Origin of the sequence: Actinocrinis puniceicyclus (genome assembly GCF_018283645.1) — a bacterium.
GTDB lineage: Bacteria > Actinomycetota > Actinomycetes > Streptomycetales > Catenulisporaceae > Actinocrinis > Actinocrinis puniceicyclus.
Genome location: NZ_JAGSXH010000037.1, coordinates 40,449 through 51,783, shown reverse-complemented (window position 1 = coordinate 51,783; position 11,335 = coordinate 40,449). Strand labels below are relative to the sequence as shown.

General features: G+C 69.0%; 12 protein-coding genes, 1 tRNA gene and 1 pseudogene. 7 read left to right on the top strand and 7 right to left on the bottom strand.

The features are described from left to right. Window positions 1-45 precede the first annotated feature (45 nt). Together KGA66_RS12840 and KGA66_RS12835 are read left to right on the top strand one after the other, a co-directional pair. Window positions 46-246, top strand: a complete 201-nt coding sequence (locus KGA66_RS12840; RefSeq protein WP_211468076.1) for a helix-turn-helix domain-containing protein — start codon at window positions 46-48, stop codon at window positions 244-246. Further along, a complete protein-coding gene (locus KGA66_RS12835; RefSeq protein WP_211468074.1) occupies window positions 246-1,391 on the top strand; it encodes a tyrosine-type recombinase/integrase in 1,146 nt (381 codons plus the stop codon). The genes KGA66_RS12840 and KGA66_RS12835 overlap by 1 nt, the downstream gene beginning before the upstream one ends. Before the next feature lie 64 nt (window positions 1,392-1,455). On the opposite strand, the gene KGA66_RS12830 is transcribed toward KGA66_RS12835, so the two are convergent. The 7 genes and pseudogenes from KGA66_RS12830 to KGA66_RS12805 form a co-directional block, all read right to left on the bottom strand. After that, a tRNA-Ala gene (locus KGA66_RS12830) sits at window positions 1,456-1,528 on the bottom strand. 149 nt (window positions 1,529-1,677) lie between these two features. After that, complete coding sequence (locus tag KGA66_RS12825; RefSeq protein WP_369015861.1) at window positions 1,678-2,391, bottom strand: histidine phosphatase family protein; 714 nt, start codon at window positions 2,389-2,391, stop codon at window positions 1,678-1,680. Between the two features lie 161 nt (window positions 2,392-2,552). Further along, a complete protein-coding gene (gene rsfS / locus KGA66_RS12820; RefSeq protein ID WP_211468072.1) occupies window positions 2,553-2,963 on the bottom strand; it encodes a ribosome silencing factor in 411 nt (136 codons plus the stop codon). Between the two features lie 162 nt (window positions 2,964-3,125). Then, the gene (locus KGA66_RS31575) at window positions 3,126-4,670 is read right to left on the bottom strand and encodes an LCP family protein (RefSeq protein WP_211468070.1); all 1,545 of its coding nucleotides are present in this window, start codon (window positions 4,668-4,670) and stop codon (window positions 3,126-3,128) included. 716 nt (window positions 4,671-5,386) lie between these two features. Continuing rightward, window positions 5,387-6,010, bottom strand: a pseudogene (gene nadD / locus KGA66_RS12810) (nicotinate-nucleotide adenylyltransferase); the annotation flags it as partial. A 71-nt stretch (window positions 6,011-6,081) separates the two neighbouring features. Beyond that, window positions 6,082-6,216, bottom strand: coding sequence for a hypothetical protein (locus tag KGA66_RS30980; protein ID WP_281416591.1), 135 nt, complete (start codon window positions 6,214-6,216; stop codon window positions 6,082-6,084). Window positions 6,217-6,330: 114 nt separating this feature from the next. Beyond that, window positions 6,331-6,495 carry a hypothetical protein gene (locus KGA66_RS12805; RefSeq protein WP_211468068.1) on the bottom strand — a complete coding sequence of 55 codons (165 nt, stop codon included), beginning with the start codon at window positions 6,493-6,495 and terminating at the stop codon, window positions 6,331-6,333. A gap of 96 nt (window positions 6,496-6,591) precedes the next feature. Here KGA66_RS12805 and KGA66_RS12800 point away from each other — a divergent pair, with 96 nt between their 5' ends. The 5 genes from KGA66_RS12800 (at window position 6,592) to KGA66_RS12780 (ending at window position 11,321) form a co-directional block, all read left to right on the top strand. Next, window positions 6,592-7,692 carry a M48 family metallopeptidase gene (locus KGA66_RS12800; protein WP_211468066.1) on the top strand — a complete coding sequence of 367 codons (1,101 nt, stop codon included), beginning with the start codon at window positions 6,592-6,594 and terminating at the stop codon, window positions 7,690-7,692. Window positions 7,693-7,749: 57 nt separating this feature from the next. Then, complete coding sequence (locus KGA66_RS12795; RefSeq protein ID WP_246507652.1) at window positions 7,750-8,235, top strand: glutathione peroxidase; 486 nt, start codon at window positions 7,750-7,752, stop codon at window positions 8,233-8,235. A gap of 122 nt (window positions 8,236-8,357) precedes the next feature. Further along, window positions 8,358-9,338: an oxidoreductase gene (locus KGA66_RS12790; RefSeq protein ID WP_211468064.1), complete on the top strand. Its 981-nt coding sequence runs from the start codon at window positions 8,358-8,360 to the stop codon at window positions 9,336-9,338. A 179-nt stretch (window positions 9,339-9,517) separates the two neighbouring features. Then, the gene (locus KGA66_RS12785; protein ID WP_211468062.1) at window positions 9,518-10,240 is read left to right on the top strand and encodes a hypothetical protein; all 723 of its coding nucleotides are present in this window, start codon (window positions 9,518-9,520) and stop codon (window positions 10,238-10,240) included. A gap of 226 nt (window positions 10,241-10,466) precedes the next feature. Next, window positions 10,467-11,321: a TIGR03936 family radical SAM-associated protein gene (locus KGA66_RS12780; protein ID WP_312886890.1), complete on the top strand. Its 855-nt coding sequence runs from the start codon at window positions 10,467-10,469 to the stop codon at window positions 11,319-11,321. Window positions 11,322-11,335: the final 14 nt, after the last annotated feature.

The window sequence follows — 11,335 nt, the reverse complement described above, 5'->3', positions numbered from 1 at the left end:
CAGCAGCACCCGCCCACCCGTCGCCGAGCAGGAAGGAGTCAGCCCATGACACAGACCACTATCACCACTGACCTCGACGCGCTGACCGTGCCGGAAGTCATGGCCCGGCTCCGCGTCGGACGGCACAAGGTCTACGACCTGATTCGTACCCGGCAACTGCGCTCGATCAAGGTCGGCGGTGCCCGTCGCATCCCGGTCGTCGCGCTGGCCGCGTACCTCTCTCAGCGCCTTGAGGAGGACAACTGATGGTCCGGAAGCGCAATCCGAACGGCGCTGGCACGATCACCAAGCGCAAGGACGGTCGTCACATGGGCCGCGCCTACGTCACCACACCGGACGGCACTCGGGAGCGCCTGACCGTCTACGGCAAGACGTGGGAGGAGGCACACGACAAACTGCTCAAGGCACTGGCTCAAGAGAAGGCGGGCATCCCGCAGACGGTGAAGTCGTGGAAGCTCGGCGACTGGCTCGACCACTGGCTAGAGCACGTGGTCAAGGTCTCGAAGCGGCCTTCGACCTATGTCCTGTATGAGCTGATGACGCGGCTCTACCTGAAGCCGGGCCTCGGTAAGCGACCTCTCAACCGGCTGACAGTCAAGGACTGCCAGACATTCTTCAACCAGCGCATTGCGGCGGGCGACGGTGAGAGCAAGGTCCGCAACATGCGTACGACGCTGAGTGCGGCGCTCACTCGGGCGATGAAGGAAGAACTCATTCAGCGCAACGTGGCGCGGCTCGTCGAGTTCAGCTTTGAGAACAAGGACGCTGACAAGAATGAGCCGTGGACACCTGATGAGGTACGGCGCTTCCTGAAGACCGCGACGGGTGACCAGCTCTACCCGGCGTTCGTCATGGTCTTCTACCTCGGCTTACGGCGCGGGGAAGCGCTCGGCGTCCGCTGGGCCGATGTCGACTGGACGGGGCGCGAGATTCGCATCCGCAAGCAGAGCCAGCGGGCCGGCCACTCGCTCCACCTGTCCGACGTGAAGACACGCGCCGGTCGTCGTCCGCTCCCCCTGCTCAGTGTCGTGCGCGACGCGCTGACCGATCACCAGGACCTGCAAAACGAGTGGCGGGACAAGGCCGGCGACAAGTGGACCGAATCCGGCTTGGTCATCACCACGCGCACCGGTCGGCAGGTCGAGCCGCGCAACTTCAACCGGTCGTTTGATCGGATCAGGGCTGCGGCCGGCCTGCGCCACCTGACACCGCATGGCGCTCGGCACACCTGCGCATCCCTGCTCGGCGAACTGCGCGTCGAACCGCGCGCCGCGATGGAGATTCTCGGACACTCGCGCTCGTCGGTCACGCTGGAGATCTACCAGAAGGCCAGCAGTGAGGCTCGGCGTCGTGCGCTGAAGAAGGTGGAGAAGAGACTCCGCGGTGACTGACGTTGGTGTCAATAATGGGTGTCAAACACCCCCGGCCTTGATCGACCGGGGGTGTTTTGGCTTGTGGAGCCAAGGGGACTTGAACCCCTGACCTTCTGTCTGCCAGACAGATGCTCTACCAGCTGAGCTATGGCCCCTTATTCGAATCCGCCCTCGCGGGCGGATCTTTGGTCCCGCCAGGAACAAACGTTGTACGTCTCCATGGAACTGCTCTGTTCCCGGGCGGGCTCCGCCATACTAGCCAACGCGGCGGCCAAACACGAAATCCTTAGCGGGTCGGCGACGGTCACGCTGCCGCGGCCGCGGTTTCGGACCCGGCCTCCGAATCGCCCTCGCCCTCGCCCTCGCCCTCGGTCTCGACTTCCCCCTCAGCCTCCGCCTCCGCGTCGTCGCCGATGACGGGCTCGGGCAGGGAACCCGCGTTGTGTTCCAGCAGGCGCCAGCCGCGGGTGGCCTCGCCGAGAACCGACCAGCAGCAGTTCGACAGGCCGCCGAGGCTGCTCCAGTGCTCAGCCGGCAGGCCGAGCAGGCGGCCGATGGCGACCCGGGAGGAGCCGCCATGGCTGACCACCACGAGCGTCCCGCCGGCCGGGACGCCGTCGAGGGCGCGCAGGATCGCCGGGACGACCCGGTCGGCGACCTCGGTTTCCAACTCCCCGCCGCCGCGGCGGACCGAATGGTCACGCTTCCACGCCGCGAACTGCTCGGGGAACTTCTCGCGGATCTCGTTGTCCGTCAGGCCCTGCCACGTGCCTGCGAAGGTCTCCCGCAGCCCAGCATCGAGCGCGACACCCAAGCCGGTCAACGCGCTCAGCTCGCGGGCCGTTTCCGCCGCCCGGGACAGGTCCGACGCGACGATCGCATGTGGGCGCAACGCGGCCAGCAGGCGAGCCGCCCGGCGTGCCTGGTCACGGCCGACCGCATCAAGCGGAACATCGGTCTGGCCCTGAAACCGGCCCTCCACGTTCCACTCGGTCTGACCGTGCCGCCACACCACCACGCGGCGGCCCGGCGCGTGGTATGCATGGCGGTCAAACGCCGACCGGCCGGCGACCGCCGAATCCGGCGCCAGCACCGTCACGGACCCGGGCACGGTTACTGACACGGACCCGGGCACGGGCGCATCCGGTGCCTCGCCGCTGTTGAGATCAGTGCCGATGCTCACCGCGCGCCGCCGAAGTCGCCCGCCGGGCCGGCGGAACGGCCGCTGGTGATCGCGTCGGGCAGGGGGATGATCGGACAGTCCTTCCACAGCCGTTCGAGCGCGTAGTAGGTGCGCTCCTCGGCATGCTGGACATGCACCACGATGTCGACGTAGTCGAGCAGCACCCACCGGCCCTCGCGCTGGCCCTCACGCCGGGCCGGCTTCGCACCGAGTTCCAGCAGACGCTCCTCGATGGCGTCGACGATGGCCCTGACCTGCCGGTCGTTCGGCGCCGACGCGAGCACGAATACGTCCGTGATCACGAACACGTCGCTCACGTCGTAGACCACGATGTCGTCGGCGAGCTTGTCCGACGCCGCCTGCGCCGCCGCAATCGCGAGTTCCCGGGCTCGGTCGGTCGCTGTCACTCTCGCCACACCTCTCACTTGGCAGGTTCGTTCGCCTGCTCGTGGTTACCAGGTTCTCACGGAGGGCCGACAGGTCCGAACGCATATCGGACCCGCCGCCGTGCTGCGGCGGCCGCAGCGCGCTCGGCCGCAGCGCGCTCAACAGCGGTGCCGCAGCGGACATCAGTTCCCGACAGGCAGAGTGACGTTCGCCAGCTTCGGCCAGTCGGCGCCGAGCAGCACGGTCACATCCGCGAACGTGCTCAACCCGGGCACGACCCGCACGCTGTCAGGCTGCAGGCCGAGCGTCGCGGCGACCTGCACCGCGGCCGACTTCGCGCCGTCCGTGCCGACCTCGACCACGCTGGTGCCGCGACGTGCGACCGTTGCTCCGTCGATGAACGTGTAGCCGCCGTTCGACAACCGTGCCTGCGCCGCTCCGCGGATCGCCCGTGACTGGATCCCCGTGTGACCCGTCGCGTCCTCGACCAGGATCCGGGAGACCTGACCGTTGTTCTGCGTGTTCAGCGCGCCGCCGAGCAGATTGCTGACGATCGGCGCCGCGGCTTGCACATCCATCTCGTCCGACCCGTCTGTACGCAGCGGAATCGCCTTCGACGTGTAAGAGCCGGCCTGCTGCTCCACGGCGAGCGCGGCGAGGATCGGACTGAGCTTGCTTTCCGGCAGCGTCGGATCGTCCACGATGCCCAGGTGGTTGAGGTATGCGGTAATCGCGCCCGAGTCGGTGGGCAGCGCGGCGAGCAGGCCGTCGACGACCTGACCGAACCGCTCGCTCTGAGCGTCCGGGCCGTCGCCCCTGGCGGTGTACGTGCTGTACGCCACTGCCTGACCGCCGTTCAGCTTCTGCGCGCCGGCCTGGATCGGCGCCGCGGTGGGCGCCGCGGTAGCGGCCGGCACCGCCACGGCCGCGTTGAGCTGGACTCCACCGAGTTCGTCGATCAGCCCCGCGAAGGTGATCTCGTCCATACGCCAGACGCCGTCGATGGTGACGCCCAGCACGTCGGATACCGTGTCCTTCCCGGCCGCCGGCACGGACTGCGCCATATTGCCGCCGAACGGTTGTTGCCCGAAGCCGGTGCTGTTGACGACCATCTGGGACGGGATCAGTACGCCGGCGCCCTTTCCGTTGACGGCCTTCGCGCTGCCGGTGCCTGTAGTCGCGGAGTGGTCTGTCACGAGCAGGGCGTCCGCCACCGCGTTGCCTGTGTTGTCGCTGACTTGGAGAAGGATCACGGACTTGGCGGGGCCGCCGGCACCGCCCAGCGTTCCGCCGCTGAACAGCAGATATCCGCCGACCGCGGCCAGGACCAGCGCGGCGGCGGCCCCGGCTGCGATCAGCCGCCGCCGAAACTGCTTGACCCGGTCAGCGCGGCTTTCGGCCCGGGATTCGACGAAGGTGAGCCAGCCCTTGACGTCGTGGCCGGTTTCTTCTTCGAGGAAGGCGAAGTCGGCGGCCGAGTATCCGTCCTTGGGGCGCGGCGCACCGTCAGCCGGAGGCGGCACCACCGGATCGAACGGACCCGCCGGACCCGCCGGACCGCCGGGTGCGGGCGCAGTCGCGAACGCCGTGGGCGCGGTGGGCCTCACGGCCGAGCCGAGGGAAGAGCTCGAACCCGCCGGAGACGAGCCCGAGTCGAAGAAGTCCGCGTCGTCGAAGAATCCGTCGGACTCCGCGTCGCCGTTAGGCGGCGTGACCGGTTGTCTCACCGGATCGGTCGGGTACGGCGCCGCGTAAGACAGTGGTGCGGACGCGGAATCGGGATGCGGACCCCGCTGTGAGAACGGTTGCGGCGGGGGCGGGTCAGAGTTCGCGGCGGCGCCGGGCCAGACGGCGTCCGGACGCGGTATCGCCGGCGGCGGAACAGGCGCCTGATACGCCGCGGAAGCCGGAGAAGCCGGCTGCGACGGGTGATCCGAAAGTGCATACGGATCGCTCAGGCCGTACCCGACCGGGTTGTAATACAACGGCTGGTCCTGCGCCGCACTCGCAGCGCCCGCGGACGCGTACGGGTCGAACGCAGAGCCGGGCTGCGGATCAGGCTGCGCAGCCTGCGGCTGACTCCAGTCGTGGCCGTATTCATACTCGTATCGGGGCTGCACCGGCTGCTGCGGGTGACCCGCGGGCGCGCTCGGCGGCGCCGGCAGGCTTCCCTCCTCCGGGCTCGGCTTCCGGCGGCGTCCGGGTCCGCTCACGGTGCCTCCTGCGCGGTCGTGTCCGGCGCTGGCTTGCTCACTGCGTCTGTCGACGTCGTGCGCCCCGCCTTCGGTTCAGTCACGGCGTCGGTTTCAGTCACGGCGTCGGTACTTGCCGCGGTGTCTGTGTCCGCTGCAGCGTCGTGAGGGGTCGCCGGTGCCGCTTCGACGGTATCGCCGGCTCCCCACTCGTGCGGGCGCCCGAGGTGCGCCGCAGCGTCGGCGGGATCCCGGTAAAGGCCCCGCTTGTTGATGTACTGAACGATTCCGTCCGGTACCAGGTACCACACCGGCTCGCCGCGGCGCACTCGCTCGCGGCAGGCCGTCGAGGAAATCGCGAGGGCCGGAATCTCGACCAGGGAGACCTTCCCCACCGGCAGCCCGGGATCGGTGAGCGAATGGCCGGGGCGGGTGCAGCCGACGAAATGGGCCATGTCGAAAAGCTCGTCGGCGTTCTGCCAGGTGAAGATCTGCTCCAGCGCGTCGGCGCCCGTGATGAAGTAGAACTCGGTGTTGGCGGACCGCTCGGCACGCAGATCGCGCAGCGTGTCCACGGTGTACGTCGGGCCGCCGCGGTCGATGTCGGCCCGGCTGACCGTGAACCGGGGATTCGACGCGGTGGCGATGACCGTCATCAGATAGCGGTCCTCAGCAGCGGAGACACGGCGATGGTCCTTCTGCCAGGACTGGCCGGTGGGAACGAACACCACCTCGTCGAGCTCGAACAGCGACGCGACCTCGCTGGCCGCGACCAGGTGGCCGTGATGGATCGGGTCGAAGGTGCCGCCCATCACGCCGACGCGGCGCGCACGCCCGGTCGCCTTCCGGGCGAACGGGGTCTGAGGGTCGCTCATGCGCACCGACCCTACCTGGCCCGCCCCGCGGTTTCACCGACGGTCGGGCGGCTTGTCCGTATACGCGCGGTCTACTTGTCGCGGTTCAGCCGGGTGACCAGGAACAGCAGCACCAGGAAGATGATGATCACGACGGTCGCGTTCAGGGCCGGGTTGATGCCCGCGTAACGGCCGCTGCCTTCTGCCAAAACGGTATGCGCGTGCACCGTGTCCGTCCTTAATCCTGCTCGATCGCTGTCCGACGCGGACCGGCGGCTCACACCGTGCCCGGTCGCGCCCAATATAGAGGGCCGCACCGAGCTCGCTGCGGCGAGGGTCGGTCAGTCGCGGTTCTTGTCCCGATTCTCGTCCGAATCGCGGTAACCGCGCAGCACCAGCCACGCGATCAGGATGACCAGGGCGAGGCCGCCGAAGATGTACAGGCGCAGGAAGACCCCAGGCGGGGTGGTGTCCGGGGCGTTGACCGCCAACAGAATCTGGTGCACGTATCGACCATACGCGCAGCAGCACTCCATGGCGGACGGTGGGTCGCTAATGTGGCAGTTCGGGAACCTCCCGCACTCACGAGGGGTATCGAGTCGATGACACAGCCACCGCGGGCCGGCGAGCCCGGCGAACGCGTGCCGGACCGCAGCCGCCAACACTTCCCGCAGATCAGCTCGCGCGCTTACGAGCACCCCGCGGACCGCGCCGCGCTCACCGCGCTGCGCAAGCTGAGCGGATTCGACACGCTGCTCAAGAAACTCAGCGGCCTGATCGGAGAGCGCAATCTGCGGCTGATGCTGCTGGCCAACGCGGTGCAGGTCTCCGAGCGGCAGTTCCCCCGGATCGACGCGCTGCTCACCGACGCGTGCGGCGTGCTGGACGTGCCGGACCGGCCGCAGCTATTCGTCCAGCAAACCCCGCTCGTCAACGGTATGACCATCGGACTGGACAAGCCGGTGATCGTGCTGACCACCGGGCTGGTCGACCTGCTGGACGAGGAGGAACTCCGTTTCGTCGTCGGCCACGAGCTCGGCCACGCGTTCTCCGGCCACGCGGTGTACCGGACCATGCTGATCTGGCTGATGAACCTCAGCGGCGCGGTGGCCTGGCTGCCCGGCGGCCAGCTCGGCATCCAGGCGCTGATCACCGCGCTGCTGGAGTGGTTCCGCAAGGCGGAGCTGTCCAGCGACCGCGCCGGGCTGCTGGTCGGCCAGGACATCGAGGCGGCGGTGCGCACCCAGATGAAGATGGCCGGCGGAGCGCACCTGCACGAGATGAACGCGCTCGCCTTCATCGACCAAGCCCGCGAGTACGAGTCAGGCGGCGACATCCGTGACTCGATACTGAAGCTGCTGCTCACCCGGGACCAGACGCACCCCTTCCCCTCGGTGCGTTCGCTTGAGCTGACCCGCTGGGTCGAGTCCGGGACGTACAACCGGATCCTCGGCGGCGATTATCCGCGCCGGGACGGGGACGCCTCCGCTTCCGCCACGGATGACGCGAAAGCCGCCGCCGACGCCTACGCCGAATCGGTGAAGAACAGCGCCGATCCGCTGATGGCGAAGCTGCGCGACTTCGCGCGCGACGCGTCGGGAATCGGCGACCGGATCGGCGGCGCCATGTACCGGCGATGGGGTCAGCGCCCCGGCGGCGAGGACCCGGGCCGCGACGCGGACGAGGACGACACGGCGCAGTGAGGCCTGTACCGACGGGCCGACCCGAACAAGCACGACGAATCCGGAGGATCAGCCCGCATGGTGGGTATCAAGGACATCGCGCTCAAGACGCTGGACGGCAGCCCGACCAGCCTCGGCGCGCACATCGACCGTGCGGCGCTCGTGGTCAACGTGGCCTCGGAGTGCGGGCTGACCCCGCAGTACATGGCGCTGGAGGAGCTGCACAAGACCTATTCCAGCCAGGGTTTCTCCGTGGTCGGCTTCCCGTGCAACCAGTTCGGCGGGCAGGAACCCGGTACCGCTGAGGAGATCCGGACCTTCTGCTCGACCACGTACGGGGTCACCTTCCCGCTGTTCGAGAAGACCGACGTCAACGGCGAACGGCGCAACCCCGTCTACGCCGAGTTGACCAAGGTCGCCGACGCCGAAGGCTACACCGGCGACATCCGCTGGAACTTCGAGAAGTTCCTGCTCGACGCCGAGGGCAACGTGGTGGCCCGGTTCGAGCCGCATACCGCGCCGGATGCCCCGGAAGTCCTCGCCGCCATCAAGGCTTTGCTGTAACCGTAGCTGTAGCCGTAGCTGGCACGGCGCGTCGCGGCATACGGCTCGGCCGTACGGCCGTTTGCTGCCACACACGGCGCGGAGCATGGACGGCGCGTCAGCACTCCGCAAGACTGTTCCATATGGTGCTGTGGAAGGCTTGGCGCGCCGCCGACGCCCCCGACCTGTCCGGCCGCGTGGCCCTGGTAACCGGGGCGACCAGCGGGATCGGCCTGGAGACCGCGACGCAGTTGGCCCGGGGTGGGGCCCGCACTCTGCTCGGCTGCCGTGACTTGGGCCGCGGGCAGCGCGCGAAGGAACGGATCGTCGAGCGTTGCGGCGCGGCGTCGGTCGAACTGGTGCGCGTCGATCTGGCGGACCTGGAGTCGGTACGGGACGCGGCCCGAGAGATCGCGGATCGGGCCGGACATCTGGACCTGCTGGTGAACAACGCGGGGGTCATGGCTCCGCCGCCGCAACTGACCGACCAGGGCTTCGAACTACAACTGGGCACGAATCATCTCGGCCACTTCGCGTTGACCGGCCGGTTACTGCCGCTGCTGCTCGCGGCCGACGGGGCCCGGGTGATCACCGTGTCCTCGATCGCGCACCATCTCGCCGGCGGCGCGGGACTGAGCGAGCCCACTGATTTCAAGACCCTGCCACACGGCTCGCGGTGGCTGGGTTATGCGCGTTCGAAGCTGGCGAACCTGTTGTTCGCGCTCGAACTGGACCGGCAGGTGCGCGACTGCACCGATGCGGCCACCGGTCTTCGCTCGATCGCGGTGCATCCCGGCGTGACGCGCTCGGAACTGGTCGCGCGCGCCAGCATCGGACAGCGGCCGTTGATCGGCCGGATCGCGCAGCTGTCCACGCAGGTGATCTCACAGTCCACGGCGTCGGGTGCGTTGCCGACGCTGTACGCGGCGACGCGCGCGGACGCCGCGGGCGGCGAGTTCTTCGGGCCGCGGCTCGGTGTGCGTGGGGCTCCGGTGCGCGTCAGGCCGAGCCACGTCGCCCGGGACGCAGTCCTGGCCGACCGGCTCTGGCAGGCGTCGGCGGCGGCGACCGGAGTCGGGTACGAAGAGTTGTGCAAGCCGCGCCGCGCGGGCGTCGACCGCTGATCGGACGGCCGCGCGGTTTGATCCGAGAGGATCGGCCGATCGGCCGATCAACCCGCGAACCTGGCGGAACACCCTGCGGGTTCGAGGACGCGCACCGCCGAGTTACCCCGAGGTATGGCCTGTGTAAAGGTCCATGCTCCCGAGGGGGAAGCACGGGAAGTGGGCGATAAGGTGCCCGCATGGCAACTCGGATTCACCGCAACGGCATCATCACCGGTGCCGCGGCGCTGGTGGCCTCGGCCGCTCTGGCGGCTTGCAGCGGCGGCGGTTCGAGCTCTGCTTCCTCTTCCGCGTCCGCCGCGCACGACGTACCGAGCGGCAAGCAGCTCTCCGGCATCCTGCTGCGCGCCGCCGACGTGCCGAAGGACTACAACGAGGAGTCGATCGGCGCCCAGAACAGCGGCGCGCTTCTCTCCGCCACGCCGCCCAAGGTGGACCTCGGCAGCGCGGACTGCAACACGGTGCTGAACCTGATCAACACGGTCGGGCAGAACAGTCTCGGCGAAGCGAGCTATGCGAGCGACGCCTTCACGCCGCCTTCCGGGCTCGGCGAGTTCGACGAGACGCTGCTGGAGTTCCACGGCACGGAAGCGACCACTTTCACCAACAAGCTCGGCGCCGCTCTGAACCGATGTGGCACGTTCCAGGCCGCCGACGCGAGCGGCGCGACGCAGAGTGCCTCGGTGAAGGTCACCCCCGGCCCGCGGCTCGGGGACGAGTCGGTGGGTTTCACCGTGAAGGTCGCGATCGGCGGCCAGACCATGGTGATGAACGGCGCGGCCGTACGCGTCGGCACCGCGGTCGCGGTGATCGACAACTCGCAGTTGCAAGGGCAGCACACCGAGATCGACTTGGCCGCACTCGCCGGGGTGCTCGTGCCGCGGATCCGGTCGCTGCACTGAGACTGAGACTGAGACACCGACTGAGGCGGGCGGGCGCGAGGGCCTCGGTTTCGGCGTTACCCATCCACGGTTGCGCGGCTGTCTGGTTGCGCGGTCGTGTGTCAGCACGGTCGGCGTCGGGACGGACCAGCCGCCGCCGAGGCTTACCCTGGAATGGAAAGTCCCCGAGCGAGAAGCGGTGAGAACGCTGCCGAAGCGCACTCCAGACGGCCCTGCACCGCCCCCCGTGGCCCAGCGGCTGCGGATCCGCTACGCGAAACGCGGCAGGCTGCGCTTCACCAGCCACCGCGACATCCAGCGGGCGTTCGAACGGGCGCTGCGGCGTGCGGCGGTGCCGATGGCGTATTCGGCCGGGTTCTCTCCGCACCCGAAGATCTCTTGGGCCGGGGCCGCGCCGACCGGAACGGCCAGCGAAGCGGAATACGTCGAGATCGCCGTCACACGCCGGGTCGACCCGTCCGCGCTGCGCGCAGCGCTGGACGCCGCGCTGCCGCCCGACTTGGACGTCCTGGAGATCGTCGAGGCCGCGACGCCGTCACTGGCCGAGCACCTGGAGGCTTCGCTCTGGCGGATCGAACTGCCGGGAGTGGAACCGGCCGAAGCGCAGCGCGCCGCGGACGTCTTCCTCGCGGCGCCGACGGTCCAGGTGGAACGCCTGATGAAGACCGGTTTGCGCAGTTTCGACGCCAGATCCGCCGTGGTGTCGCTCGACGTCCTCGGCGCCCCGGCCGAAGCGGGACCGCAACCGCGGTCATCTGCCTGTGCGATACTGCGAGTGGTCGTCCGGCACGCCACGCCGGCCGTCCGCCCCGACGATGTCCTGACCGGACTCGGATCCGTGAGCGGCCTGGTGCCGCCGGTCACCCCCCGGGTGACCAGGCTGGCGCAGGGTCCGCTGGTGCACGGTGACGGTCTGCACAGTGCTGGTCTGACCAAACAGGCCACGCCCGGTGCACCGGCGAATGCCGAGTCCGCGGCCGGGTCCGGGGCGTGGCCGGTGGCCGATCCGATGGCCCTGGACCGGAGCGCTTCGGCGAAATCCGGGTCGTCGAGCATCAACACCCCCGTTTCCGGGGTATGAGTGCTCGCGGGTGC

Excerpts from the sequence above, each read along its gene's own strand:
- KGA66_RS12840 (WP_211468076.1), top strand. The coding sequence starts at position 46 with ATGACACAGACCACTATCACCACTGACCTCGACGCGCTGACCGTGCCG.
- KGA66_RS12835 (WP_211468074.1), top strand. The coding sequence starts at position 246 with ATGGTCCGGAAGCGCAATCCGAACGGCGCTGGCACGATCACCAAGCGC.
- KGA66_RS12800 (WP_211468066.1), top strand. The coding sequence starts at position 6,592 with ATGACACAGCCACCGCGGGCCGGCGAGCCCGGCGAACGCGTGCCGGAC.
- KGA66_RS12795 (WP_246507652.1), top strand. The coding sequence starts at position 7,750 with ATGGTGGGTATCAAGGACATCGCGCTCAAGACGCTGGACGGCAGCCCG.
- KGA66_RS12790 (WP_211468064.1), top strand. The coding sequence starts at position 8,358 with ATGGTGCTGTGGAAGGCTTGGCGCGCCGCCGACGCCCCCGACCTGTCC.
- KGA66_RS12785 (WP_211468062.1), top strand. The coding sequence starts at position 9,518 with ATGGCAACTCGGATTCACCGCAACGGCATCATCACCGGTGCCGCGGCG.